Source organism: Kitasatospora brasiliensis (genome assembly GCF_032654805.1).
GTDB lineage: Bacteria > Actinomycetota > Actinomycetes > Streptomycetales > Streptomycetaceae > Kitasatospora > Kitasatospora brasiliensis.
The window spans coordinates 1,246,426-1,272,880 of sequence record NZ_JAUOOW010000001.1 but is presented as its reverse complement, the minus strand read 5'-3'; the positions used below and the strand labels follow the sequence as shown (position 1 = coordinate 1,272,880).

Annotated in this window: 14 protein-coding genes; 8 read left to right on the top strand and 6 right to left on the bottom strand. The window is 73.1% G+C overall.

The annotated features are described in order from the left end of the window. The first annotated feature begins 161 nt into the window (after positions 1–161). Positions 162–3,521 carry an AfsR/SARP family transcriptional regulator gene (locus QWJ13_RS05685; protein WP_316520923.1) on the top strand — a complete coding sequence of 1,120 codons (3,360 nt, stop codon included), beginning with the start codon at positions 162–164 and terminating at the stop codon, positions 3,519–3,521. Between the two features lie 62 nt (positions 3,522–3,583). On the opposite strand, the gene QWJ13_RS05680 is transcribed toward QWJ13_RS05685, so the two are convergent. The 3 genes from QWJ13_RS05680 to panB form a co-directional block, all read right to left on the bottom strand. After that, on the bottom strand, positions 3,584–4,399 hold the full coding sequence (locus QWJ13_RS05680; RefSeq protein ID WP_316520922.1) for an ABC transporter permease: 816 nt from the start codon (positions 4,397–4,399) through the stop codon (positions 3,584–3,586). After that, positions 4,396–5,418: an ATP-binding cassette domain-containing protein gene (locus QWJ13_RS05675; RefSeq protein ID WP_316520921.1), complete on the bottom strand. Its 1,023-nt coding sequence runs from the start codon at positions 5,416–5,418 to the stop codon at positions 4,396–4,398. Before QWJ13_RS05675 ends, QWJ13_RS05680 begins: the two co-directional genes overlap by 4 nt. A 139-nt stretch (positions 5,419–5,557) precedes the next feature. After that, the gene (gene panB, locus QWJ13_RS05670) at positions 5,558–6,427 is read right to left on the bottom strand and encodes a 3-methyl-2-oxobutanoate hydroxymethyltransferase (protein ID WP_316520920.1); all 870 of its coding nucleotides are present in this window, start codon (positions 6,425–6,427) and stop codon (positions 5,558–5,560) included. 320 nt (positions 6,428–6,747) lie between these two features. On the opposite strand from panB, the gene QWJ13_RS05665 reads away from it, so the two are divergent. The 3 genes from QWJ13_RS05665 to QWJ13_RS05655 all read left to right on the top strand — a co-directional run bounded on the left by QWJ13_RS05665 (position 6,748) and on the right by QWJ13_RS05655 (position 10,404). Next, entirely contained in the window at positions 6,748–8,355 is a 1,608-nt protein-coding gene (locus tag QWJ13_RS05665; RefSeq protein WP_316520919.1) for an MFS transporter, read from the top strand. Between the two features lie 165 nt (positions 8,356–8,520). Further along, positions 8,521–9,150: a TetR/AcrR family transcriptional regulator gene (locus QWJ13_RS05660; protein ID WP_316520918.1), complete on the top strand. Its 630-nt coding sequence runs from the start codon at positions 8,521–8,523 to the stop codon at positions 9,148–9,150. Positions 9,151–9,351: 201 nt separating this feature from the next. Continuing rightward, positions 9,352–10,404: an endonuclease/exonuclease/phosphatase family protein gene (locus QWJ13_RS05655; RefSeq protein ID WP_316520917.1), complete on the top strand. Its 1,053-nt coding sequence runs from the start codon at positions 9,352–9,354 to the stop codon at positions 10,402–10,404. A gap of 16 nt (positions 10,405–10,420) precedes the next feature. Here QWJ13_RS05655 and QWJ13_RS05650 read toward each other — a convergent pair whose 3' ends face one another. Then, entirely contained in the window at positions 10,421–12,175 is a 1,755-nt protein-coding gene (locus QWJ13_RS05650) for an NAD+ synthase (RefSeq protein ID WP_316520916.1), read from the bottom strand. A 176-nt stretch (positions 12,176–12,351) separates the two neighbouring features. Between QWJ13_RS05650 and glnA the strand changes: the two genes are divergently transcribed. Both glnA and QWJ13_RS05640 read left to right on the top strand, forming a co-directional pair. After that, a complete protein-coding gene (gene glnA / locus QWJ13_RS05645; RefSeq protein ID WP_316520915.1) occupies positions 12,352–13,713 on the top strand; it encodes a type I glutamate--ammonia ligase in 1,362 nt (453 codons plus the stop codon). A 162-nt stretch (positions 13,714–13,875) separates the two neighbouring features. After that, positions 13,876–15,189, top strand: a complete 1,314-nt coding sequence (locus QWJ13_RS05640; protein ID WP_316520914.1) for a hypothetical protein — start codon at positions 13,876–13,878, stop codon at positions 15,187–15,189. An 82-nt stretch (positions 15,190–15,271) separates the two neighbouring features. Here QWJ13_RS05640 and QWJ13_RS05635 read toward each other — a convergent pair whose 3' ends face one another. Beyond that, positions 15,272–16,000: a class E sortase gene (locus QWJ13_RS05635; RefSeq protein ID WP_316520913.1), complete on the bottom strand. Its 729-nt coding sequence runs from the start codon at positions 15,998–16,000 to the stop codon at positions 15,272–15,274. A gap of 218 nt (positions 16,001–16,218) precedes the next feature. Here QWJ13_RS05635 and QWJ13_RS05630 point away from each other — a divergent pair, with 218 nt between their 5' ends. Continuing rightward, the gene (locus QWJ13_RS05630) at positions 16,219–19,245 is read left to right on the top strand and encodes a bifunctional [glutamine synthetase] adenylyltransferase/[glutamine synthetase]-adenylyl-L-tyrosine phosphorylase (RefSeq protein ID WP_316520912.1); all 3,027 of its coding nucleotides are present in this window, start codon (positions 16,219–16,221) and stop codon (positions 19,243–19,245) included. Positions 19,246–19,293: 48 nt separating this feature from the next. Here the strand turns inward: QWJ13_RS05630 and QWJ13_RS05625 are convergent, their stop codons facing one another. Then, complete coding sequence (locus QWJ13_RS05625; protein ID WP_316520911.1) at positions 19,294–20,262, bottom strand: phosphatase PAP2 family protein; 969 nt, start codon at positions 20,260–20,262, stop codon at positions 19,294–19,296. Positions 20,263–20,601: 339 nt separating this feature from the next. On the opposite strand from QWJ13_RS05625, the gene pulA reads away from it, so the two are divergent. Next, positions 20,602–26,148: a pullulanase-type alpha-1,6-glucosidase gene (gene pulA, locus QWJ13_RS05620; protein WP_316520910.1), complete on the top strand. Its 5,547-nt coding sequence runs from the start codon at positions 20,602–20,604 to the stop codon at positions 26,146–26,148. Positions 26,149–26,455: the final 307 nt, after the last annotated feature.

Genomic DNA, 26,455 nt, shown 5'->3' with positions numbered 1-26,455 from the left:
GCTCCGGGGTGTCCGAGGAACGCGGGTAGGGGTCGATCATGCCAGGGCGGGCCGGGGACCGGACAAGCCGCTCAGGGTGAACGTCCGGGCGCGCGGCCGCGTTCCACGGGCGCTGGAACAATGGTGCGGCCCTTCTCCCGTCGATCGACCAGAATGGTCCGGTGTACTACGGCATCCTCGGGACGACGACGGCCCACCATGACGACGGCACCCCGGTCCCCATCGGCGGCGCCCGGCTGCGGGCCCTGCTCGCCGCGCTGGCCCTGCGGCAGGGCCGACCGGTGCCGGCCGACGTCCTGGTGGACGAGGTGTGGGAGGCCGAGCCGCCGCAGGACGCCTCCGCCGCGCTCCAGACCCTGGTCGGCCGGCTGCGCCGCACCATCGGCCGGGACGAGGTCGGCTCCGGCCCGGCCGGGTACTGGCTGACCGGCCCGTCCGGCGACCTCGCCGACTTCCAGCGGCTGGCCGGTGAGGGCCGCCTGGCCCTGGACGCCGGGGAGCACTCCTCCGCCGGCGAGAAGCTGCGCGCCGCCCTGGCGCTGTGGCGCGGCCCCGCCCTGACCGACCTGCCGGACCGCACCGGCCCGGCCGCCCGGCTGGAGGCCCAGCGCGAGGAGGCCCGCCGCCACCGGATCACCGCCGACCTCGGCCTCGGCCGGGCCGCCGAGCTGGTCGCCGAACTCGCCGAGCTGTGCGAACGGCAGCCGCTGGACGAGCCGTTGCAGCTGCTGATGCTCCGGGCGCTGCACGAGAGCGGCCGGACGGCCGAGGCGCTGCGCCACTACGAGCGGACCAGGCGCGCCCTGGTCGAGGAGCTCGGCGTCGACCCCGGCCACCAACTCCGCGCCCTGTACGCCGAGTTGCTCGCCCCGAAGGCGCCGGAAGCCCCGAAGGCGCCGGAGTCCCCGAAGGCGCCCGGGACGGAGCCGGAAGCCGCCCCCCGCCCCCCGCGCCCCGGCGGCAACGTGCGCGGCCGGCTGACCAGCTTCGTCGGCCGCGAGGACGAACTCGCCACCCTGCGCGGCATACTGACGGGCCGTCGGCTGGTGACCCTGACCGGCCCCGGCGGCTCCGGCAAGACCAGCCTCTCGACCGAGGCCGGCCGCGCCGAGCAGTCCGCCGGGAGCTGGCCGGACGGCGTCTGGGTGGCCGAACTCGCCCCGCTGGAGAGCCCGGACGCGGTGCCCGCCGCCGTGGTCTCGGCGCTCGGCCTGCGCGAGATCGTGCTGCACAGCACCAGCATGGTCGCCGAGGTGATCGAGAAGCGGGCCGAGGACCCGGTGCGCCGGCTGGTCGAGCACTGCGGCCCTCGCCGGATGCTGCTCGTCCTGGACAACTGCGAGCACCTGATCCAGGCCGCCGCCGACCTCGCCGACGTCCTGCTCGCCGAGTGCCCGGGGCTGACGGTGCTGGCCACCAGCCGCGAGCCGCTGGGCGTGCCCGGCGAGACGGTGCTGCCGGTCGAGCCGCTGCCCGACCCGGTCGCGCTGCGGCTGTTCGCCGAGCGCGCCGCCACCGCCCGTCCCGGCTTCGACCCGCAGGGCGACCCGGAGGCCTGCGCCGAGATCTGCCGCCGGCTGGACGGGCTGCCGCTGGCCATCGAACTGGCCGCCGCCCGGCTGCGGGTGATGACCGCGCGCCAGATAGCCGACCGGCTGGACGGCCGGTTCGCGCTGCTCACCGCGGGTAGCCGCACCCTGCTGCCGCGCCAGCAGACCCTGCGCGCGGTGGTCGACTGGAGCTGGGAGCTGCTGGGCGAGGGGGAGCGGGCGGTGCTGCGCCGGCTCTCGGTGTTCGCGGGCGGCTGGCAGTTGGAGGACGCCGAGGCGGTCTGCGCCGACGGCGCCGAGGTGGCCCCCGGCGAGGTCGCCGACCTGCTGCTGTCGCTGGTCGACAAGTCCCTGCTGGTCGCCGACCTGGACGGGGCCAGCCTGCCGCGCTACCGGATGCTGGAGACCATCCACGAGTACGCGACCGAGCGCCTCGCCGAGGCCGCCGCCGAGCGCACCGCCACCGAGGCCCGCCACCTGGCGCACTTCCGTGCGGTGCTCGGCGTCGCCGGCCGGGACGTCCACGGCCCCCGGCAGCTGCACTGGCTGGCGGTGCTGGACCGGGAGCAGGACAACATCCGGGCCGCGCTGCGCCGGGCGGTCGACCTCGGGGACGAGCAGCAGGCGCTGGTGCTGGTCCTCGGCATGAGCTGGTACTGGTCGCTGCGCGGCTACAGCCTGGAGGCCCGCGGCTGGTACGACGCGGTCGCGGCGCTGGGCCCGGAGCCGTTCGGTCCGGACGTCCTCGCGGTGCCGCTGGAGCAGGACGTGCTGGCGTACGGCGTGCCGATGCCCGAGGGCGTGGTCGAGGAGGCCCGACGGCTGCTCGCCATGTACCGGCTGATCGGGTTGTTCGAGGGGAACCTGGAGGTCCTCGGCGACCCGGCGGCCGTCGGGATCGCCCAGCGGATGATGGACGTCTACACCCCGGGCCTGCCGCAGTCCTACCGCTTCCCGGCGATCATGCGGGTCTTCGGGGCCTTCCTGACCGGCCGGATGGAGCTGATGATCGAGCTGATGGAGGACGCGGTCCGTGGCTGCGAGGAGCACGGCAGCCCGAACGACCTGGCCTTCATCCTCCAGATCCGGGCCAAGATGATGAACGACTGGCCGGGTGGCGGGGGCCAGGGCATCCGGGACGGCGAGCGCTCGTTGGCGCTGTTCGAGGAGGCGGGCAACCTCTGGGGAGTCTCCCAGGCGCTGTCGGCCCAGGGCGAGTCGCTGTCCATGCGGGGCGAGGTCGAGGCGGCGGTCGCCGCGTACACCCGGGCGATCGAGCTGGCCGAGGAGCTGGGGGCGCTCCAGGAGGTGCCGGTCCTGCGGGTGAACCTGGGCAGCGCCCTGATCGAGCGGGACATGGCGGCCGGGGAGCGGATCATCCGCGAGACGGTGCAGGGCCTCGGCCCGTTGACCGCCGATCAGGCCACCACCGGCGCGCTGCTGTTCGGCCGGCTGACGCTGGCCGGTGTGCACGCCCAACGCGAGGAGTACGACCAGGCGTTGGCCGAGCTGGACCTGCTGGAGGGGGCCAGGTCGGGCGGTGCGGCGCCGAGCATCGTGTCCGGGATGCTCACCGCCTCCCGGGGCTGGATCGTCGCACGGGCCGACGATCCGGAGCGGGGGCTCGCCCTGCTCCGCGAGGGCCGGCGGACGCTGTTCTCGGTGACGGCGGCGTCCGGCTTCGCCGAACAGATGACGATCATGGTGGTGCCCGCCGCGGCCGGGGTCCTGCGCGCCTTCGCCCAACGGGACGGGGACTTGGAGCGGGCCCGCCAGGCGGCCGTCCTGCTCGGCGCGCACGGTGCGCTGAACGGCCCCAAGGGCGGCTACCTGGACCGCGCCGAGCGCGAGCGGGCGGCCACCGTGCTGCGGGGACTGCTGGGCGACGCCGGGTACGAGGAGGCGTACGGCACGGGCGCCGGGATGACCCAGGAGCAGACCCGGAAGCTGCTGGACGAGCTGATCGGCTGAGCGGCCGGCCGGGTGCCCGTCCCCTGATCACCCGGCCGGCCCGTCCGCCGCGCCCGGCTCGCTCAGACCCGCTTGCGGAAGCGGGCCACCGCGAGCGGGGCGAAGATCGCGGTGGCGGCCGCCGACCAGACCAGCACGACCATCACCGGATGGGCCACCGCCCCCTCGCCGTTGAGCAGCGCCCGGGAGGCGTCGGCCAGCGCGGACAGCGGGTTGACCTCGGTGAAGGACCGGAGCCAGCCCGGCATGGTGCTGGTCGGCGCGAAGATCGAGCTGCCGAACTGGAGCGGCATCAGGACCAGCATGGAGACGCCCTGCACCGCCTGGGCACTCTTCAGCGCCATGCCCAGCAGCATCGAGATCCAGACGATCGACATGCCGAACACCATCGACAGGCCGACCGCGGCGAGCAGCTCCAGCACACCGGTCTTCAGCTCGAAACCGAGGATGAAGGCGAAGGTCAGCAGGATCGTGGAGGAGACCAGGGCGCGCAGGCCCTCGGCGACGATCTTGGACAGCAGCACCGAGGCCCGCCCGATCGGCAGGGTGCGGAAACGGTCCATCACGCCGGTCTGGAAGTCGCTGTTCAGGCCGGTGCCGACGGCCAGCGCCAGTGTCATGCCGGTCTGCCCGAGCAGGCCGGGGATCATGTACTGCTTGTAGGCGTCCTGGTTCCCGCCGAACATGGCGCCGCCGAAGACGTAGACGAACAGCACGGTGAAGATGATCGGCATCAGCACGGCGTCGAACATCGACTCCGGATCGGCCTTGATCCGCATCAGGTTGCGCCGGGTCAGCGCGCCGATGTGGCGCAGGGTGCCGGTCAGGCCGATCCGGGTGTCGTCCCCCGGGGCGGGGGCGAACGTGGCGGTGGTCATGCGACGGGCTCCTTGGCGAGGCTGGGGGCGGGCACCGGGTCGGCCGCGGGCTTGCCGGTGATGGCGAGGAAGACCTCGTCCAGGCTGGGCACCTTGGTGTCGATGCCGGCGATCGCGAAGCCGCGGGTGCCGAGCGCCCCGATCACCGCGGTCAGCTGCTCGTCGCCGGTGATCGGCACCGCGAGCAGCCCGGTGTCGGCGGAGACGGTGGCGCCCGCGATGCCGATCTCCCGCAGGCAGCCGGCCATGCGCGGCAGCTCGGCCGGGTCGGCCGCGCGGACCTGGAGGATCCGGCCGCCGACCTTGGCCTTCAGCTCGGCGACGCCGCCGTTGGCGATCACCTTGCCCCGGTCGATGACGGTCAGCTCGTCGGCGAGCTGCTCCGCCTCCTCCATGTACTGGGTGGTCAGCAGCACGGTGGTGCCGTCGGCGACCATCCGCTGCACCTCGTCCCAGACCTCGTTGCGGGTGCGCGGGTCCAGGCCGGTGGTGGGCTCGTCCAGGTAGAGCACCCGGGGGCTGCCGATCATGCTGGCGGCCAGGTCCAGGCGGCGGCGCATGCCGCCGGAGTAGGTCTTGGCGATCCGCTTGGCGGCCTCGGTGAGCGAGAAGCGCTCCAGCAGCTCGGCGGCCCGGGCCTTGGCGTCCCGGCGGGAGAGGTCGAGCAGCCGGCCGATCAGGTAGAGGTTCTCGTACCCGGAGAGCAGCTCGTCGACGGAGGCGTACTGGCCGGTCAGGCCGATGGTGCGGCGCAGCTGCTTGGGCTGGCGCAGCACGTCGTAGCCGCCGACGAACGCGGTGCCGGCGTCCGGCTTGATGAGGGTGGAGAGGACGCGCACCAGGGTGGTCTTGCCGGCGCCGTTGGGGCCGAGCAGGGCGAGGACGGTGCCCTCCTCGACGGTGAGGTCGACCCCGTCGAGGGCCTTGGTGTCGCCGAAGTGCTTGACGATGCCGTGCACCTCCACCGCGTTCGCGGAGGTGGATCCCCGGTCGTTCCGGGCTGTCGCGATGCCTGTCATGCCTCCAGGCTTCCCGACCCGGCTGTCAGCCTCCTGTCACCGGCTCGGGCCCGCTGTCACGCCGCTGTCACCCTCCCCGCGGGCATGCCGGCGGCCCCGCTCCCGGTGGGGGAGCGGGGCCGTCGTGGCGGTGCCGGGGTCAGCGGAAGCTGTGCTCGGCCGCCGGGAAGGCGCCGGTGCGCACGTCTTCGGCGTACGCCCGGGCGGCGTCGCCGAGGACGGTCCGCAGGTCGGCGTACTGCTTGACGAACTTGGGCACCCGGCCGGCCGTCATGCCGGCCATGTCGGTCCAGACCAGTACCTGGGCGTCGGTGCCGGGCCCGCCGCCGATGCCGACGGTCGGGATCGCCAGCTGCTCGGTGACCTGGGCGGCCAGCTCGGCCGGGACGGCCTCCAGGACGACCGCGAAGGCGCCCGACTGCTGGACGGCCTTGGCGTCGCGGAGCAGCTGGTGCGCCCCCTCGTCGCCGCGGCCCTGGACCGGGTAGCCGCCGAGGGCGTGCACGGACTGCGGGGTGAGGCCGATGTGGGCCATCACCGGGACGCCGGCCTCGACCAGCAGCTCGATCGAGCGGGCGCTGCGCTCCCCGCCCTCCAGCTTGACCGCGCCGACCCCGGCCTCCTTCATCAGCCGGGCCGCGTTGTGCATGGCCTGCGCGGGGGACTCCTGGTACGAGCCGAACGGCAGGTCGGCGACGATCATGGCGCGCTTGGTGCCGCGGACGACGGCGGCGGAGAGCATCACCATCTGATCCATGGTCACCGGCACGGTGGTCTCGTAGCCGAGGTGGCAGTTGCCCGCCGAGTCGCCGACCAGCAGCACCGGGATGCCGGCCTCGTCGAACACGCCCGCGGTGAGGGCGTCGTAGGCGGTGAGCATCGACCACTTCTCGCCGCGCTGCTTGGCGGCGGCGAGGTCGCGCACGGTGACGCGGCGGTTGTTGACCCCGCCGTAGAGGCTGGTGGTCGACGCCTGGTTCTGGGCAGGCGAAGGCGAAGAAGCGTTCATCGAACGGACTCCTGAAGGGTTGTCGTCTCGTGGCGCCGTACGGCGTCCCCGGATCACCTCCATGCTTGCACGCCCCGGCTCCGGCGCAAAGAGGGGTGCGGTCGTCCCGGTGCGATCCGCGACACACCGGGCGTGCGGGCGGCCCGGCGCCGGGGTGCGCGGGAGGTGGTCGGCCGTCGGGCGGCCACCGGCTTTGCCTGTTGTTTACGAAACGGATTCGTCTCGTATCGTATCGGCCGCTACTCTTGCTCCGGGGGGTTACGAGACGCGTTCGGCTCGGAATTGCCCGCCAGTGCCACGCCAAACGGACGGGAACTCCAATGACCACCGCAGCCGCGCCACCTCGCGTGCCGGAAGCCATCCACCGTCGGCGCTGGGCGATCCTCGGCACCCTGCTGCTCGCCCTGCTCGTCGTCGTGCTCGACAACTCGATCCTCAACGTCGCGATGAAGACCATCGCCACCCCCGCTCCGGTCGGCCTCGGGGCCACCCAGAGCGACCTGGAATGGGCGATCAACTCCTACACCCTGGTCTTCGCCGGGCTGCTGTTCACCTCCGGCCTGCTCGGCGACCGGTTCGGCCGCAAGCGCGCGCTGCTGGCCGGCATGGTGGTCTTCGGCCTCGCCTCGCTGCTGTCCGCGCTGGCCGCCTCGCCCGGTGAACTCATCGGCTACCGCGCCCTGATGGGCGTCGGCGGCGCGCTCGTGATGCCCGCCACGCTGGCGATCATCATGAACGTCTTCGAGCGCTCCGAGCAGCCCAAGGCGATCGGGATCTGGGCCGGCGCGGTCGGCCTGGCGATCGCCGTCGGCCCGATCACCGGCGGCCTGCTGATCGAGCACTTCTGGTGGGGCTCGGTCTTCCTGGTCAACGTCCCGATCGTGGTCGTCGCGGTGATAGCCATGGTGATCCTGGTCCCCGAGTCCAAGGACCCCAACCCGGGCCGGATGGACCCGATCGGCGTGCTGCTGTCGATCATCGGCCTGGTCGCGCTGATCTACGGCATCATCAAGGGCGGCGAGCTGGCCGACTTCACCGCGGTCGAGGCCTGGGCGCCGACCCTGGTCGGGGTGCTCGCGCTGGTCGCCTTCGTCGTGTTCGAGCGCCGCACCGCGTTCCCCGCCCTGGACGTCACCTGGTTCCGCAACCGGGTGTTCAGCGCCTCCGTGGTGGTCGTCGGCGTGGTCTTCTTCGCGCTGATGGGCGTCTCCTTCTTCGGCGTCTTCTACGTGCAGAGCGTGCGCGGCTACAGCGCCCTCCAGGCCGGTGTGCTGATGCTGCCGCTGGCCGCCGCCCAGCTGGTGTTCGCCCCGCGGGCCCGGCTGGTGGTCGACCGCTTCGGCGTCGCCGCCACCGCCGCCGGCGGCATGCTGCTGGTGGCGCTCGGCTTCGTCGGCTACGTGCTGCTGACCGCCACCACGACGATCTGGGCGCTGGTCGTGATCGGCCTGGTGATGGGCGCCGGCATGGCGCACGTGATGCCGCCGGTCACCGTCGCGATCATGGGCTCGCTGCCCCGCGAGAAGGCCGGCGCCGGCTCGGCCGTCAACAACACCTTCCGCCAGGTCGGCGGCTCGCTCGGGATCGCGGTGCTCGGCGCGGTGCTCTCCACCGTCTACCGCGACGGCATGTCCGACACCCTGAGCCACCTGCCCGAGCCCCTGCGCGCCAAAGCCGGCGAGTCGCTGGAGGCCACCCTGGCGATCGCCGACCGCGTCCCCGGCGGCGAGGCGCTGATCGGACCGGCGAACGACTCCTTCGTCCACGCCATGCACGTGGTGGCCGGGCTCTCGGTGGGCGTCTCGCTGATCGGCGTCGCCGTCGCCTGGTTCCTGCTGCCGCGCCGCTCGGCCGCCCCCGCGGCCCCGGCCGGCCCGGCTCCCGAGCAGCAGGGCCGGGACCGCCAGGCCGCGGCCGCGGACGCCTGACCTGCGGGACCGACCGTACGACTGCGTCACAATGGCCCTGTCGCCCGGGTGCGCCCCGGGCGGCAGGGCCTCGGCCCGTCGGGACGGCACCGCCCGCCCGGCGGTCCGCCCACCGAGACGGGACGGCGCCCCTGCGCCCAGGGACAGCGAGGGAGAACAGCGGGGATGAACACGGACACCCCGGCCGCCGACACCGGACAGCCCTGCGCCGCGGTACGCCGCGGCAGACCGCGCAGCGAGGCCGCCGAGCAGGCCATCTTCACCGCGGTCGTGGACCTGATGTCGGCCGGCACCGCGATGTCCGAGCTCACCATCGAGGGCATCGCCGCCGCGGCCGGCGTCGGCAAGGCCACCATCTACCGGCGCTGGCCCAACAAGGAGGCCCTGCTGGTCGACGTGGTCGGCAAGCTGGAGGCCCCGATGCCGGAACCGACCGGCCAGGGCGCCCGGGCCGACCTGATCGCGACGATCGACCACATGCGCCGGCGCGGCCTGGCCAAACGCACCCGCTGGGTGCTCAAAGCCGCCCTCGGGCAGCTGCACACCCTGCCCGAGCTGCACAACGCGTACCGCGAACGGGTGATCAAGCCGCGCCGGGAGGCCGCGCTGGACGTGGTCCGACGGGCGGTGGCGGAGGGCGTGCTCCGCGACGACCTCGACGTCGACCTGCTCGGCGACCTCCTGATGGGCCCGATCCTCTACCGCAGCATCCTCTGGGACGACTCCGACCTGGAGGACCCGGAGCTGGCCCGCACCATGGTCGACTCGCTGCTCGGCGGGCTCGCGCCGCGCTGATCCCCGCCGCGCTGATCCGCGCCCCCGACGTGGCCTCGCTCACCAAAGCGGGCCACGCCGGAACCTGCTCAGGGAGCCCGACGTCTGTCCCGGCATAGGCTGAGCCGGGTATCCGACCACTCCGGCACCGGCCCGGTACGTGCCCGCACCGCGCGGGCAGGGCACCGGATCGGCGACGGCACGAGCGACGGGAGCCAGGGCATGGCGCAGGCGGACAGGACCGAGCGGATCGCGGCCCCCGGGGGCGCCGACGACGGCTCGGCCCCCGCGGCGCGGCGCGCCGGCTTCCTCGGCCTGCGCCACTGGGGCCGGGACGCCCGCGGCAGCAGCACCTGGCGGCGCGGCCTGGTGATCGCCCTGCTGGCCGTGCTCACCGCCGGGCTGCTCGCCTTCCACGCCGAGGTGCCCAACAGCGTCGGCAACCTCGGCAGCCTGCTGGAGACCATGCTGCCCTGGCTGGGCCTGGCCGTCCCGGTGCTGCTGGTGCCCGCGCTGCTGCGCCGCTCCGCCACCGCGCTGCTGGCCCTGCTGCTGCCCGTCGTGCTCTGGGCCAACCTGTTCGGCGGCCTGCTGTCCGACAAGAGCGGTGGCAAGGGGGACTGGGCGGTGGTCAGCCACAACGTGGCCGCCGCCAACACCGACGTGCCCGGCACCATCCGCACCCTGGTGGACTCCGGCGCCCAGATCGTCGCCCTCCAGGAACTGGCCGGCAAGCACCTGCGCGCGTACGAGAGCGGGCTCGCCGGGGCCTACCCGTACCACACCGTGGAGGGCACGGTCGGGCTCTGGTCGAAGTACCCGATCGGCGAGGCCTCCCCGGTGGACCTCAAGATGGGTTGGACCAGGGCCTTCCGCGCCGAGGTCACCACCCCGCAGGGCCCCCTCGCGGTGTACGTGGCCCACCTGCCCTCGGTGCGGCTGAAGGCCGAGGGCGGCTTCACCGTCAACCAGCGGGACGTCAGCGCCCAGGCGCTCGGCGACGCCATCGAGGGCGAGTCACTGAAGAAGGTCCTGCTGCTCGGCGACCTCAACGGCACCATGAACGACCGCAGCCTGGCGCCGATCACCTCGCAGATGCGCTCGGCCCAGGGCGCCGCCGGGGACGGCTTCGGCTTCAGCTGGCCGGCCGCGTTCCCGATGGCCAGGATCGACCAGATCATGAGCAAGGGCGGGCTGGCTCCGGTCGACTCCCGCACCCTGCCCCGGGACGGCAGCGACCACCTCCCGGTGACCGCCGGCTTCCGGTACAACTAGCCGACTACCGGTACGACTAGCCGCGCCGCCAGCGGTTGGTGATCGGCAGGCGGCGGTCCCGGCCGAAGTTCTTGGCCGAGATCTTCGGGCCCGGCGGGTACTGGCGCCGCTTGTACTCGGCGGTGTCGACCAGCCGGACCACCCGGTCCACCACGGCCGGGTCGAAGCCGGCCGCCACGATCGCGTCCCGGCCCTCGTCCTCCTCGATGTAGAGGCCCAGCACGGTGTCCAGCAGGTCGTAGTCGGGCAGCGAGTCGGTGTCCACCTGGTCCGGCCGCAGTTCGGCGGACGGCGGCTTGGTGAGGGTGTGCTCCGGGATCGGCGGCACCTCGCCGCGCCGCTCGGCCTCCTCGTTGCGCCACCGGGCCAGCCGGAAGACCAGCGACTTGTAGACGTCCTTGATCGGCCCGAAGGCGCCCACCGAGTCGCCGTACAGGGTCGAGTAGCCGACCGCCAGCTCGCTCTTGTTGCCGGGCGCGAGCACCAGGTGCCCCTCCTGGTTGGAGATCGCCATCAGCAGGGTGCCACGCAGCCGGGACTGGAGGTTCTCCTCGGCCAGGCCGGTCAGCTCGGTCGCGGCCAGGTAGGCGTCGAACATCGGGGCGATGGAGACGGTCCGGAAGCGCAGCCCGGTGCGGCGGGCCAGTTCGGCCGCGTCGTCCCGGGAGTGCCGGGAGGAGTAGCGGCTGGGCATCGAGACGCAGTGGACGTTCCGCGCGCCGACCGCGTCCAGCGCGATCGCCGCCACCAGCGCCGAGTCGATGCCGCCGGAGAGGCCGATCAGCACCGACGCGAAGCCGTTCTTGGTGACGTACGCCCGGGTGCCGGAGACCAGCGCGGCCCAGATCTCCGCCTCGTCCGACACCCGCGGCGCCACCTCGGCGGTGAGCCTCTCGGCGGGCGCGGGGGCGGGCCCGTCGTCCAGGTCGGTGCGGACCAGGTGCAGCCCGTCGCTCAGCAGCAGGCCGTCGGTGTGGTCGCCGTCCGCAGCCGGGAGGTCGAGGTCCAGCACCATCAGGTGCTCCTCGAACTGCGGTGCGCGGGCGAGGACTCGGCCGTCCGGGTCGACCACGATCGAGTCCCCGTCGAAGACCAGCTCGTCCTGGCCGCCGACCATGTTGACGTACGCCAGGGCGCAGCCCGCCTCGGCCGCCCGGCGCCGCACCAGCTCCAGCCGCTGGTCGTCCTTGTTCCGCTCGTACGGGGAGCCGTTGATCACCAGCAGCAGCCCGGCGCCGGCCTCGCGGGCCGCGGTGACCCGGCCGCCGTCCTGCCAGATGTCCTCGCAGATCGCCAGCGCGACGTCCACCCCGCGCACCCGCAGCACCGGCAGCTGGTCGCCCGGGACGAACCAGCGGAACTCGTCGAACACGCCGTAGTTGGGCAGGTGGTGCTTGGCGAAGCGGGTCGCCACCCGGCCGCGGTGCAGCACCGCGGCGCAGTTCTGGGGGGAGCCGGCCGGGTGGTTGAAGCGCCGCGAGGCGTGCTCGGAGCGTCCCAGGTAGCCGACCACCACCGGGACCTCGCCCAGCCCGTCCGCGGCCAGCCGGGCGGCCAGTTCGACCAGCGCGGCCCGGGAGGCCTCGACGAAGGAGCGGCGCAGCGCGAGGTCCTCCACCGGGTACCCGGTGAGGGCCATCTCGGGGAACGCGACCAGCTGGGCGCCGGCCGCCGCGGCCTGGCGGGTCCGGCGCACCACCTCGTCGCCGTTGCGGGCGAGGTCGCCTACCCAGGGGTCGATCTGGCACAGGGCGAGACGGAGAACGGGCATACTCCGAGTCTAATCGTCCAACTGACGAGATGTGCGGGGCGGAAGCGGGCGAACGGGATCCCGCGCTGCCGTGGCGGGCGGAGATCGGCCATGATGGGGGGCAATCGCTTGACGAGGTCTTTCCCTGGCCTCCGCCGCGTAACACGAGCGTAAAGATCAGAGGTGAGACTGTCCCCATGGGCAAGCAGCAGCAGTTCGTGCTTCGGACGCTCGAAGAGCGTGACATCCGGTTCGTCCGCCTGTGGTTCACCGATGTGCTCGGGTTCCTGAAGTCGGTGGCCGTGGCGCCGGCCGAACTGGAGCAGGCCTTCGAGGAGGGCATCGGTTTCGACGGCTCCGCGATCGAGGGCTTCGCCCGGGTGTACGAGTCCGACATGATCGCCAAGCCGGACCCGACCACCTTCCAGATCCTGCCGTGGCGCTCGGAGACCCCGGGCACCGCCCGGATGTTCTGCGACATCCTGATGCCGGACGGCTCACCCTCCTACGCCGACCCCCGGTTCGTTCTCAAGCGAACTTTGGAGAAGGCTTCGGAACAGGGCTTCACGTTCTACACCCATCCCGAGATCGAGTTCTTCCTGCTGAAGAACCTGCCCGGCGACGGCACCCCGCCGATCCCCGCCGACCAGTCCGGCTACTTCGACCACACCCCGCGCGGGGTGGGCCACGACTTCCGCCGACAGGCGATCACCATGCTGGAGTCGATGGGCATCTCGGTCGAGTTCTCGCACCACGAGGGCGCCCCGGGCCAGCAGGAGATCGACCTGCGCTACGCCGACGCGCTGTCCACCGCCGACAACATCATGACCTTCCGCCTGGTCATGAAGGAGGTCGCGCTGGAGCAGGGCGTGCACGCGAGCTTCATGCCCAAGCCGTTCTCGGAGCACCCGGGCAGCGGCATGCACACCCACGTCTCGCTGTTCGAGGGCGACCGCAACGCCTTCCACGAGTCCGGCGCCGAGTACCAGCTCTCCAAGGTCGGCCGGTCCTTCATCGCCGGCCTGCTGAAGCACGCCGCCGAGACCGCCGCCGTCACCAACCAGTGGGTGAACTCGTACAAGCGCATCTGGGGCGGCTCCCAGCGCACCGCGGGCGCCGGCGGCGAGGCGCCGTCGTACATCTGCTGGGGCCACAACAACCGCTCGGCGCTGATCCGGGTGCCGATGTACAAGCCGGGCAAGCAGGGCTCCACCCGGATCGAGATCCGCTCGCTGGACACCGGCTGCAACCCGTACCTCGCCTACGCGGTGACCCTCGCGGCCGGCCTCAAGGGCATCCAGGAGGGCTACGAGCTGCCGCCCGGCGCCGACGACGACGTGTGGGCGCTGACCGACTCCGAGCGCCGCGCCCTCGGCATCCAGCCGATGCCGCAGAACCTCGGCGAGGCCATCGACCTGATGCAGCGCAGCGAGCTGGTCGCCGAGACCCTCGGCGAGCACGTCTTCGATTTCTTCCTGCGCAACAAGCACAAGGAGTGGGAGGAGTACCGCTCCGAGGTGACGCCCTTCGAACTGCGGAAGAACCTCCAGGTGCTCTGACCGTTTGTCAACCGGGGTGGGCCGTGCGGGCGGTGTGGCCGCTGTACACCACGCACGTTAATCCGTTGGGCCAATGAGGTTACTCTGCCGCGCTGCGAGCCGTGGCGGCGTGACGAAGAGGCGTATTCAGAAGATCCGTTTTGCGGATCATCCTGGAGTGTCATGCGTACTCGAATCACCACCCTGGCCCTGTCCGGACTGACGTCGGCCGCCCTCGTGTGGGGTGCCGGCTCCGCGGCCTACGCCACGCCCTCCACCGACCACCACACAGCCGCCGCACCGGCGGCGGCCCAGGGTGAATGGGTCGACGGGCTCCTCCGTCTGGCCGCGGAGGGCAGCGGCACCACCACCACCCGGAACTCCCTGCCGTCCAAGCTGGTGTTCCGTCAGTCCTACGGGACGGACGGCGCCAAGGCCCCCACGGCCGGCGCGCCCGCGGCGATGGCCCAGGCTCCGGCCCAGGCTCCGGCCAAGGCCCCGGCCCAGGCTCCGGCGCAGGCCCCCGCCAAGGCACCCGCCGCCGCTCCGGCGCCGGCTGCCGCTCCGGCGCCGGCTGCCGCTCCGGCCGTGGCGCACGCCCCGGCCGCCGCCGCGCACGCTCCGGCCGCCGACCCGGCACCGGCCGCGCCGGCGCCCGCCGCCCAGCCGCCCGCGGCCCAGGCCCCGGCCGCCGACCCGGCTGCCGAGCCGGCCGAGGACGGAGCCGAGGAGGACGAGGAGTACGGCGAGGACGACGGCGAGCGCGGTCGGATCTTCGGCGGCTCGTCGACGTCGGGCTTCCTCGACGACCTGGCCGAGCTGGAGCAGATGTCGTCCTCCCTCGGCAAGCACTGCCACCACCACCCCGAGTGCCCCCCCGGTGGCGGGCACGGGGGCCCCGGCCACGGCGGTGGCGGTAACGGGGGCGGCGGCAACGGCGGCGGTGGCGGGAACGGCGGTGGCGGCGGCAACGGTGGCGGCGGTGGCAACGGCGGTGGCGGCGGCAACGGCGGCAGCGGCGGCAACCAGTCCGAGAGCCAGAGCCAGAACCAGAACCAGAACGTCAACGTGACGGTCAACGTCCAGAACACCATCTACAACAACATCGACAACAGCGCCAACAACAGCGCCAGCGCCAACGCGAACAACTCCTCGGAGAACAACGCGACCAACAGCCAGTCGGCCTCGCAGACCAACAACTTCTCCAACTCCAACTCGAACTCCAACAACAACACGAACAACAACGCCAAGTACGGGTCGCACCACCAGGGCGGCCAGGGTGGCGGAGGCCACGAGGGCGGTGGCGGCCACGAGGGCGGTGGCGGCCACGAGGGTGGCGGCGGCCACGAGGGCGGTCCCGGGGAGGAGCACCACCACGGGCACCACGGCGAGCTGGCCGAGACCGGCAGCGAGACCTCGCCCGCCATGCTCGGCCTCTCGGCGGCGTTCCTCGCGGCGGGTGCGGCGGCCATGCGGATCGGCCGGCGTCGCGCCTGACCGGTGCCGGTGAAGTGACCAAGTGACGGACGGGCGGTGCGCACCGAGCGCACCGCCCGTCCGTCGTGTGCCGGGGGGCGGCTCAGCGCAGTTCGGCGGGCGGCGTACGGTCCTGGTCCATCGGCTCCTCCCGGACCAGGCTGCCCCAGACGGCCATCCGGTACAGCGAGGTGTAGACCGGGGTGCAGGTCGTCAGGGTGATGTAGCGGCCCGGCCCGCCGTACGGGGAGCCGACCGGCACCGGGGCGATCACGCCGATGTCGTCCTTGGCGGTCTCCGGCAGGGTGGCGTCGACCCGGTAGACGTACCAGCGGTCCCGGGTCTCCACGACCAGCGGGTCGCCCGGCTTCAGCCGGTCCAGGTCGTGGAACTTGGCGCCGTGCCCGTCGCGGTGGGCGGCCAGGGCGAAGTTGCCCCGGGCCTCCCAGGGCATGGCCGCGCGGTACGGCGTCGTGTAGGCACCGGCCACGCCGTCCGCGAGGGTGTCGTTGTCGGCGCCGACCTTGATCAGCACCTGGTAGCCGGCGCCCAGGGCCGGGGCGTGGAGGAAGCCGACGGCCTCGCCCGGGTCGAACGGGGGCGGTGCGGCGGCGGACGGTGGGGCCGTCGGGGCCGACCAGGAGTGGCGCAGCCGTTCGGCGGAGAGGCCCGCGTGCCGGTCGGCCACCAGGTTCGTCCACCACAGCGAGTGGACGATCAGCAGGGCGAGCAGCACGCCGACGGTGAACAGCAGGTCGCCGAACACGCCGATCGCGGGCCGCAGGAGGCTTCGGCGCGGGGCTCTCGGCTCGGCAGGGTACGCGGTCGCCATGGGTGGTCCCTTCGGGCGGGAGTGCGGGGGAGAGCCGCGGACGGCGGGGCCCGGCACGGAACCGCCCCGGCGGGCGTCCGGCAGCCCTGGGTACTCCACCGCGCCGTCGAGCCGGCGGGCAAGCCGACACGCCACGCCGCGCCGGGGCGGTGCTCCGCAGGGCACGGCGGGGCGGGCGGCGGGCGCGTAATCTGCTAGCGGGGACGGACGGAGGGGCCATGGCGGTGGAGGAGCAGCGGGCCGGGAGCCGGGTCAGCAGGCCGGAGAACCGGCTGGTCCGGCGCGGGTTCACCGATCCCGCGCGGGCGGTGCGGCTGTTGGAGGGCCCCGGGCTGGAGGGCCTGGCCGACGATCCCCTGCTGCTGGACGCGCTCGGCGCCACCGCCGACCCCGACCTCGCGCTGCTCGGCCTGGCCCGGCTGCTGGAGGCCGCCGACCCGGCCGACCGGCACACCCTGCGCGACACCCTCACCACGTCCAAGCCGCTGCGCGACCGGCTGCTCGGCGTGCTCGGCGTCTCCACCGCGCTCGGCGACCACCTGGCCCGGCACCCGCACGACTGGCACGTGCTGGTCACCTTCGAGCTGCGCGACATGCACCCCGGCCCGGAGGACTTCCGCCGGGCCCTCGCCGAAGGCCTCCGGGACGGCGACCTCAGCCCGGCGAACGCGCTGCGCGTCGCCTACCGCCGCTGCCTGCTCGCCATCGCCGCCCGCGACCTCACCGGCACCACCGACCTCGCGCAGACCGCCGCCGAACTCGCCGACCTGGCCGGCGCCACCCTCCAGACCGCCCTGGACCTCGCCGCCGAGCAGGACCCGCAGGCCGCCGCGGCCTGCCGGCTCGCGGTGATCGGCATGGGCAAGTGCGGCGGCCGCGAACTCAACTACGTCTCGGACGTGGACGTGGTCTTCGTCGCCGAGCCGCGCGAGGGCGTGGCGGAGCAGGAGGCGATCAAGGCCGCCACCCGGCTGGCCGCCGCCCTCACCCGGCTGTGCGCCGACACCACCGGCGAGGGCACCATCTGGCCGGTGGACGCCAACCTGCGCCCCGAGGGCCGCAACGGCCCGCTGGTGCGCACCCTGGCCAGCCACCTCGCCTACTACCAGCGCTGGGCCAAGACCTGGGAGTTCCAGGCGCTGCTCAAGGCCCGCCCGGTCGCCGGGGACGCCGAGCTGGGCGCCGCGTACGTCGAGGCGCTCGCCCCGATGGTCTGGCAGGCCGCCGCCCGGGACAACTTCGTCGCCGACGTCCAGCAGATGCGCCGCCGGGTGATCGACTCCATCCCGGCCACCGAGCTGGACCGCCAGCTCAAGCTCGGCCCGGGCGGGCTGCGCGACGTAGAGTTCTCCGTCCAGCTGCTCCAGCTGGTGCACGGCCGCACCGACCCGGCGCTGCGCAGCGGCAACACCCTGGAGGCGCTGGCCGCGCTCTCCCGGGGCGGGTACGTGGGCCGGGCGGACGCCGTCTCGCTGGACACCGCGTACCGCTTCCTGCGCTCGCTGGAGCACCGCATCCAGCTGTACCGGCTGCGCCGCACCCATCTGATGCCCACCGCCGCGGAGGACCTGCGCCGACTGGCCCGCTCACTGGCCGCGCTGATCAACGACGACACCCGGGCCGACCCGATGGCCGCGCTGCAACGCGAGTGGAAGCGGCACGCGATGGAGGTCCGGCGGCTGCACGAGAAGCTGTTCTACCGGCCGCTGCTCGACGCCGTCGCCGAACTGCCTCCGGGCGCGACCGGGTTGACCCCGGACGCGGCCCGGGCCCGGCTGGAGGCGCTCGGCTACGCGGACCCGGCGGCCGCGCTGCGGCACATCAGCGCGCTCGCCTCCGGGGTGAGCCGCAAGGCCGCCATCCAGCGCACCCTGCTGCCGGTGCTGCTCGGCTGGTTCGCCGAGTCCGCCGACCCGGACGCCGGGCTGCTCAACTTCCGCCAGGTCTCCGACGCGCTCGGCCGCACCCCCTGGTACCTGCGGCTGCTGCGGGACGAGAGCGCCGCCGCCGAGCAGCTGGCCCGGGTGCTGTCGGCCGGCCGGCTCGCCCCCGACCTGCTGCTGCGCGCCCCCGAGGCGGTGGCCATGCTGGGCGACCCGCAGGGCCTGGAACCGCGTGGCCGGGCCGCCCTGGAGGGGGAGATACTGGCCGCGGTCGGCCGGGCCGGGTCCGCCGCCGCCGCCGTGGCGGCCGCCCGTTCGGTGCGCCGCCGGGAGCTGTTCCGTACGGCCGCCGCGGACGTGCTCGGCCGGCTCGGGGAGTGCCCGGCCGAGGCGCTGGACACCGCGGGGGAGGCGCTCACCGCGCTGAACGCCGCCACCTTGCAGGGCGCGCTGCGCGCCTGCGTCGCCGGGTGGGAGGCCGAGCACGGGGACCTGCCGACCCGGATCGCGGTGATCGCGATGGGCCGCTTCGGCGGCCACGAGCTGGGCTACGGCTCGGACGCCGACGTGCTCTTCGTCCACGAGCCGCTGCTCGGCTCGCTGGAGGAGGAGGCCGCCCGGGCCGCCCAGGCGGTCTGCAACGAGCTGCGCACCCTGCTGGGCGCGCCCTCCACCGAGCCGCCGCTGCTGGTCGACGCGGACCTGCGGCCCGAGGGGCGCAGCGGTCCGCTGGCGCGCACCCTCGCCTCGTACGCGGCGTACTACCGGCGTTGGTCGCACGCCTGGGAGAGCCAGGCGCTGCTGCGGGCCGAGCCGGTGGCCGGGGACGAGGAGCTGGGCACCCGGTTCCGGCAGCTGATCGACCCGCTGCGCTACCCGGGCGACGGGGTGCCGGAGCGGGACCTGGTGGAGATCCGCCGGATCAAGGCGCGGATCGAGGCCGAGCGGCTGCCGCGCGGGGCGGATCCGACCACCCACACCAAGATCGGCCGGGGTGGGCTGGCGGACGTGGAGTGGACGGTGCAGCTGCTCCAGCTGCGGCACGGGCACGAGGTGCCGGCCCTGCGCACCACCCGGACCAGGGCGGCGCTGGCCGCCGCCGTGGAGGGCGGGCTGGTGTGCGCGGAGGACGCCGAGGTGCTGGACACGGCCTGGGTGCTGGCCTCCCGGGTGCGGGCGGCGGTGATGCTGGTGCGCGGGCGGCCGGGGGACAGCTTCCCGGGGGAGGCCCGGGAGTTGGCCGGGGTGGCCCGCTACCTGGGGTACGGCTCCGGGCACAGCGGTGAGCTGCTGGACGACTACCGGCGCGCCACCCGGCGGGCCCGGGCGGTGGTGGACCGGCTGTTCTACGGCTACGAGTGAGCGGATACGCGAAAGGGGCCCCCGCCCGGGGCCCCTTCCTGCTGACGGCTAGCGGCGTACGGTGCTGACCGCGGGCTCGCTCCACTGCTCCGGGACGGTGATCGGCCGCTCGGCCGCCGTCTCCCGGGCGGGCACCCTGGGCAGTCGGTAGACCCACTCGTGGTAGAGCCAGCGGGCGGCGAGGAAGCCCACCGCCAGGCAGAGCAGGCCGCCGACGGCGTCCATCCAGAAGTGGTTGGCGGTGGAGACGATCACCACCAGGGTGGCCGCCGGGTACAGCAGGCCGAGCACCCGGACCCAGGTGCGGCGGGCCAGGAAGAAGATCGCCAGGCCGCACCACGTCGACCAGCCGATGTGCATCGAGGGCATCGCCGCGTACTGGTTGGAGACGTGCGCGGCGGGGCCGGAGGCCATCGAGCCCCAGGTGCCGTGGACCTTCACGGTGTCGATGAAGCCGCCGTCGGTCATCAGCCGGGGCGGGGCCAGCGGGAAGAAGTAGAAGCCGACCAGGGCGATGCCGGTGGTGACGAACAGCACCGTGCGGGCCGCGACGTAGCGACCGGGGTGGCTGCGGTAGAGCCAGACCAGCACGCCGATCGTGACGACGAAGTGCAGGGTCGCGTAGTAGTAGTTCATCCCCGTGATGAGCCAGCCGACGCTGTCCACCGCGTGGTTGATCGAGCGCTCGACGGCGATGCCGAGGTGGTGCTCCAGCTTCCAGATCCAGCTCGCGTGCTTCTGGGCTATCGCCTCCTGTTCCGGAACGGCGTTCCGGACGAGCGAGTAGAGCCAGTAGCTGATCCCGATGAGGGCCAGTTCGAACCAGATCCGCGGCCGGGCCGGCGACCGGCGCTGGGCGCGGACGCGGCCGCGCAGGGCGGCGGTACGGGTCTGGGCGGCACGGGTGGCTCCATCGGGCGGGTGGCCGGGGAGGGCCGTCGCTGCGTCGGAACCGCCACCACTGGCCGCGTCGGCGCGCCGTGCGTCGCCACGCTGGATCTCGGTCGGTTCCCCCATGGACGGAAAGTCTGCCAGACCGCTCGTAGCCGTCTGCTCATCCTCCGGAAGTGGATTCTTCACCGGCTGTCCCCCTTGAGGGCTACGGGCCGGCTCCCACCGGGGTAGGGGGTGCGCTGGGGTTCGGTTCGTACCGGTGGGACGGACATACGTCCCATTGTCACGCCCGTCGCTCCGACGGAGTAATCGGGGTGGTCGGGGACGGCCGGTGGCGGCTCGGGGCCGCGCGCCCACCTGGAACTTCCCAGTGCAGAACGGTTTCTGCATCTTGCTGAAACATATTGCAGGCCGCTAGCTTCCTGGGAAATCGATCGCCCCTTCCCCTAAGGGAGCCCCTCAGTGGCCGACGCCCCGCTCCGCCCGCTACGGAGCAGATCTCGCCGCAGACCGCCAGGCCGGACCTCCGTCCTGCTGGCCGCCGCGCTGACCGCCGCCACCCTCGGCAGCGCCCCCGCGGCCTTCGCCGCCGCGCCGCCGGCCCCGCCTTCGGACGCCGCGCTGGCGGCCACCGCCGGGCGGCACGACCTCAGCCGCGAGCAGTTCTACTTCGTGCTGCCCGACCGCTTCGCCAACGGCGACACCGCCAACGACACCGGAGGCATCGCCGGCGGCCGCCTGGAGAACGGCTTCGACCCCGCCGACAAGGGCTTCTACCACGGCGGCGACCTGGCCGGACTGATCCAGCGGCTCGACTACATCCAGGACCTCGGCACCACCGCGATCTGGATGGCGCCGATCTTCAAGAACAAGCCCGTCCAGGGCAGCGGAGCCGACGCCTCGGCCGGCTACCACGGCTACTGGATCACCGACTTCACCCAGGTCGACCCGCACTTCGGCACCAACGAGCAGCTCAAGGAGCTGATAGCCAAGGCGCACGCCCGCGGGATCAAGGTCTTCTTCGACGTCATCACCAACCACACCGCCGACGTCATCGACTACGCCGAGAAGCAGTACGGCTACCGCTCGACCGGCGCCTACCCGACGCTGGACGCGGACGGGAACCCGGTGGACGAGACCGCCGTCGCCGACGCGGGTGCCTCCTGGCCGAAGATCACCAAGGACTCGTTCCCCTACACCCCGGTCTTCCGCGGCCCGGCCGACGCCACCGCCAAGACCCCGTCCTGGCTCAACGACCCGGCGCTGTACCACAACCGGGGCGACTCGACCTTCGTCGGCGAGTCCGCCACCGAGGGCGACTTCAGCGGCCTGGACGACCTCGACACCCAGAACCCCAAGGTGGTGAAGGGCTTCGAGAAGGTCTACCAGCAGTGGGTCAAGGACGCCGGCGTGGACGGCTTCCGGATCGACACCGTCAAGCACGTCGACATGGCGTTCTGGCAGCAGTGGGCGCCCGCGCTCAAGGACTTCGCCGCCAAGCAGGGCAACAAGAAGTTCTTCATGTTCGGCGAGGTCTACTCCGGCGACCCGGCGGTCACCTCGCCGTACGTCACCAAGGGCAAGCTCCAGGCCACCCTGGACTTCCCGTTCCAGGGCGCGGCCCGCTCCTACGTCTCGCAGGGCGGCTCGGCGCGCAACCTCGCCGACGTCTACGCCCAGGACTACCGCTACACCAGCGCCGACACCGACGCGTACGAGCTGCCGACCTTCCTCGGCAACCACGACATGGGCCGCTTCGGCTCCTTCCTGGCGGCCGACAACCCGGGCGCCGACGACGCGACCCTGCTGAAGAAGGACCGGCTCGGCAACGAGCTCCAGTTCCTCACCCGCGGCCAGCCCGTCGTCTACTACGGCGACGAGCAGGGCTTCACCGGCGCGGGCGGCGACAAGGACGCCCGGCAGGACATGTTCGCCTCGAAGACGGCCTCGTACAACGAGGACCGGGTGCTCGGCGGCCCCTCCGGCCCGGCCGACCGGTACGGACAGGGCGGCGAGCTCTACCAGGGCATCGCCGGGCTGGCCAAACTGCGCCGGGACAACCCGGCGCTGGCCGACGGCGCCCAGATCGAGCGGTACGCCGCCGACGGCGCGGGCGTCTACGCCTTCTCCCGGATCGACGCCGGGCAGCAGGTCGAGTACCTGGTGGCGGTCAACAACGCCGCCGAGCCGAAGACCGTCACGCTGGACACCTTCTCGGCGGGGATGGGCTTCGACCGGATCTACCCGGCGGCGGGCGCGCGGCTCACCAGCGGCACCGACCGCAAGGTGACGGTCACCGTGCCGGCGCTCTCCTCGGTGGTGTTCAAGGCGAACGGCAAGCTCGCGGCCGTCGGTGCGGCGCCGCAGCTCTCGGTGCGGCCGCCGGCGGACGGCTCGACCGGGCTGGTCACCGTCGGCGCCCACGTCGACGGCGGCGGCTTCGACCAGGTCGGCTTCGCCGCCCAGATCGGCAACGGGCCCTGGCAGACGCTGGGGACGGCCGACACCGGGGCGTCCGGCTCCGACGGCCAAAGGCTCTTCGCCGTGACGCAGGACCTCGGCGCCGTCGCCCCCGGCACGGTCGTCCGCTACAAGGCCGTGGTGCGGGACTCCAGCGGCCACCTGCGCTCCGCCGCCGCGAGCTTCACCACCGGCACCCCCGCGCCCAAGCCGGCCCCCACCGCGGGCTCCCGCCCGTACGCGGTCGTCCACTACAACCGGCCGGACGGCGACTACGACGGCTGGAACCTCTACGCCTGGGGCGACCTCGCCGACGGCGAGGCCACCCCGTGGCCGGCCGGGCACCCCTTCACCGGGCGGGACGCGTACGGCGCCTTCGCGTACGTGAAGCTCAAGCCCGGCGCCTCGGACGTCGGGTTCATCGTGGAGAAGGACGGCGCCAAGGATGTCGACGCCGACCGGCACATCGAGGTCGGCAGCACCGGCGAGGTGTGGCTCAAGCAGGGCGACCCGGCGGTGCGCACCGCCGACCCCGGCCCGCCCGACACCCAGCCGGCGAACACCGCCGTCATCCACTACAACCGGGCCGACGGCGACTACGACGGCTGGGGCCTGCACGACTGGACCGGCGCCGCCACCCCCACCGACTGGGGCAAGCCGCTGACGCCGGCGCGCCGCGACGCCTTCGGCGCCGTCTTCGAGGTGCCGCTGGCCCCCGGCGCGACCAGCCTCAGCTACATCCTGCACAAGGGCAACGACAAGGACCTGCCCGGCGACCAGTCGCTGGACTTCGCCGTCAACGGCAAGGAGGTCTGGATCCTCGGCGGCCGCGAGGGCTACCTGCTGCCCCAGAACCAGGCCGCCTCCTCGCAGGTGGACCTCACCGGCGCCAAGGCCCAGTGGATCGACGCGAAGACCGTCGTCGTCCCGGCGAACTACGGCGCGGGTGACGACGCCCTGGCCGGCGGCACCAGCGCCCAGCTGGTGTACGACCCGGAGGGCGGCATCCGGGCCGACCGGGGCGCGCTGACCAAGCCCGGCAAGTGGCTGCGGCTCAGCCCGGTCAAGGGCGGGCTGACCGAGGCGCAGAAGGCCAAGTACCCGCACCTGGCGGGCTACCGGGCCTTCACCGTGGACCAGCGGGACACCGCCCGCGTCCCGGCCGCGCTGCGCGGCCAGCTGCTGTTCACCGAACACCTGCCCAGCGGTGCCGTGTTGGCCGCCACCGGCGTCCAAATCCCGGGCGCACTGGACGACTTGTACGCCGGAAAGACCGGCAAGACCGACTTCGGCCCGGCGTACTACAACGGCAAGGTGGCGCTCTCGCTCTGGGCGCCGACCGCGCAGGAGGTCTCCGTCCAGGTCTTCGACAGCGCCGCCGGGGGCACCCCCAAGACGCTGCCGCTGAAGCTGGACGATGAGACCGGGGTGTGGGAAGTCGTCCGCGACAAGCGGGAGTTGGACGGCAAGTACTACCTGTACCAGGTGAAGGTCTGGGCCCCCTCGACGCAGCAGCTGGTGGTCAACACCGTCACCGACCCGTACTCGGTGGCGCTCTCCACCGACTCCGGGCGGAGCCTGGTCGCGGACCTGAACGCCAAGGAGCTCAAGCCCAAGGGCTGGGACGACCACGCCCGCCCGCAGGCCGTCCCGCCGGCGCGGCAGCAGATCCAGGAGCTGCACGTCCGGGACTTCTCGGTCGAGGACTCCACCGTCCCGGCCGCCGAGCGCGGCACCTACCTGGCCTTCACCGAGTCGAACTCGGCCGGGATGAAGCACCTGCGGGAGCTGGCCGCGGCCGGGGTGACCACGGTGCACCTGCTGCCGACCTTCGACATCGCCACCATCCGGGAGAACCGGGCGGACCAGAAGCTGCCCGCCTGTGACCTCGCGTCGCTTCCTCCGAACGGCCCGAAGCAGCAGGAGTGCGTGGCGGCGGTGGCCGCCGAGGACGCGTACAACTGGGGCTACGACCCGCTGCACTACAACGTGCCGGAGGGCTCCTACGCCACCGATCCTCAAGGCACCGCCAGGACCGTGCAGTTCCGGCAGATGGTGCAGGCGATGCACGCGGCCGGGCTGCGGGTGGTGCTCGACGTGGTCTACAACCACACCGCCGCCAGCGGCCAGGCCGAACACTCGGTGCTGGACAGGGTGGTGCCCGGCTACTACCAGCGGCTGGACGCCAACGGCAAGGTGACGACGGACAGTTGCTGCTCCGACACCGCGCCCGAGCACGCCATGATGAACCGGCTGGTGGTCGACTCGGTGACGCTGTGGGCCCGTGAGTACAAGGTGGACGGCTTCCGCTTCGACCTGATGGGCCTGGACCCGAAGTCCACCATGCTGGATGTGCAGGCCGCGCTGCGGAAGATGACCCCGGCCTCGGACGGCGTGGACGGCAAGAACGTCTTCCTGTACGGCGAGGGCTGGAACTTCGGCGTCGTCGCCGACAACGCCCGGTTCGAGCAGGCCACCCAGGTCAACATGGCCGGCACCGGCATCGCCACCTTCGACGACCGGATCCGGGACGCCGCCCGCGGCGGCAACTTCATGCTGAACTCCGCCCCGCAGCAGGGCTTCGCCTCGGGCCTGTACACCGACCCGAACGGCTCGCCCGCCAACGGCACCCCGGAGGAGCAGAAGGCCCGGCTGCTGCACCAGATGGACCAGGTGAAGGTCGGGCTGACCGGTAACCTGGCCGGCTACTCCTTCACCGACAGCGCCGGAAAGCCCGTCACCGGCGCCCAGGTCGACTACAACGGCGCCCCGACCGGGTACGCGGCCAAGCCCGGCGAGGCGGTGGAGTACGTGGACGCCCACGACAACACCGACCTCTTCGACGCGCTCGCGTACAAGCTGCCGACCGGCACCGCGCCCGCCGACCGGGCCCGGATGCAGGCGTTCGGGCTGTCGCTGACCGCGCTCACCCAGGGCGCGGGCTTCGCCCAGGCCGGCAGCGACCTGCTGCGTTCCAAGTCGCTCGACTCCAACTCCTACGACTCGGGGGACTGGTTCAACGCCATCCACTGGCCCGATCCATTGACGGGGGCGGTGGACGGCAACGGCTGGGGTCGCGGCCTGCCGCCGGCCAAGGACAACCAGGAGCAGTGGCCGACCGCGCAGTCCCTGCTGGCGAACCCGAAGCTGACCGTCGGCGCGGCCGACATCCGGGCGGCCTCGGCGCAGTACCAGGAGTTCCTGCGGATCAAGCGGTCCTCGCCGCTGTTCTCGCTGCCCACCCTGGCCGCCGTCCAGCAGCGGCTCTCCTACCCGCTGTCCGGCACCGCCGCCGAGACCCCCGGGGTGATCACCCTGCACCTGGACGGCACCGGCCTGCCGGGGGCGGAGAAGGGCGTCACCGTGGTCTTCAACGCCACGCCGACGGCGCAGGCGCAGACCGTGCCGGCGCTGAAGGGCACCGGCCAGGCGCTGCACCCCGTCCAGGCGGGCGGTGCGGACCAGGTGGTGAAGCGGTCCGGCTTCGACGCCGCGACCGGCACCTTCACCGTGCCGGGCCGCACCGTGGCGGTGTTCGTCCAGCACTGACGCGTCCGGCACCGGTGCGTGCCGGCGTCGGCGCGTCCGACACCGACGCGTGCATCCGGGTCCGCCTTCGGGCGGGCCCGGATGTGCCGATGGACGAAACGGTTCCGTTCGGAACGAACAATGGCCGGAACCTTACGGTGGCACGGCCGGAACTGTGACGTGCCGGGTCTGCCGGGCGCTGCCGGCCGCCCGGACGGGCGGCCGAGAGCCCTGATCCCTGGTCACCGACCGCCGGTAGTGATCGAACTTTGCGCCCCGGCATGAAAACCGTGTTCACGAGTTCGCAATGGGGTAACACAACTGACGG

Excerpts from the sequence above, each read along its gene's own strand:
- QWJ13_RS05660 (WP_316520918.1), top strand. The coding sequence starts at position 8,521 with ATGAACACGGACACCCCGGCCGCCGACACCGGACAGCCCTGCGCCGCG.
- QWJ13_RS05655 (WP_316520917.1), top strand. The coding sequence starts at position 9,352 with ATGGCGCAGGCGGACAGGACCGAGCGGATCGCGGCCCCCGGGGGCGCC.
- QWJ13_RS05630 (WP_316520912.1), top strand. The coding sequence starts at position 16,219 with ATGGCGGTGGAGGAGCAGCGGGCCGGGAGCCGGGTCAGCAGGCCGGAG.
- QWJ13_RS05640 (WP_316520914.1), top strand. The coding sequence starts at position 13,876 with ATGCGTACTCGAATCACCACCCTGGCCCTGTCCGGACTGACGTCGGCC.
- QWJ13_RS05680 (WP_316520922.1), bottom strand. The coding sequence starts at position 4,399 with ATGACCACCGCCACGTTCGCCCCCGCCCCGGGGGACGACACCCGGATC.
- QWJ13_RS05675 (WP_316520921.1), bottom strand. The coding sequence starts at position 5,418 with ATGACAGGCATCGCGACAGCCCGGAACGACCGGGGATCCACCTCCGCG.
- QWJ13_RS05625 (WP_316520911.1), bottom strand. The coding sequence starts at position 20,262 with ATGGGGGAACCGACCGAGATCCAGCGTGGCGACGCACGGCGCGCCGAC.
- glnA (WP_316520915.1), top strand. The coding sequence starts at position 12,352 with ATGGGCAAGCAGCAGCAGTTCGTGCTTCGGACGCTCGAAGAGCGTGAC.
- QWJ13_RS05650 (WP_316520916.1), bottom strand. The coding sequence starts at position 12,175 with ATGCCCGTTCTCCGTCTCGCCCTGTGCCAGATCGACCCCTGGGTAGGC.
- panB (WP_316520920.1), bottom strand. The coding sequence starts at position 6,427 with ATGAACGCTTCTTCGCCTTCGCCTGCCCAGAACCAGGCGTCGACCACC.
- QWJ13_RS05665 (WP_316520919.1), top strand. The coding sequence starts at position 6,748 with ATGACCACCGCAGCCGCGCCACCTCGCGTGCCGGAAGCCATCCACCGT.
- QWJ13_RS05635 (WP_316520913.1), bottom strand. The coding sequence starts at position 16,000 with ATGGCGACCGCGTACCCTGCCGAGCCGAGAGCCCCGCGCCGAAGCCTC.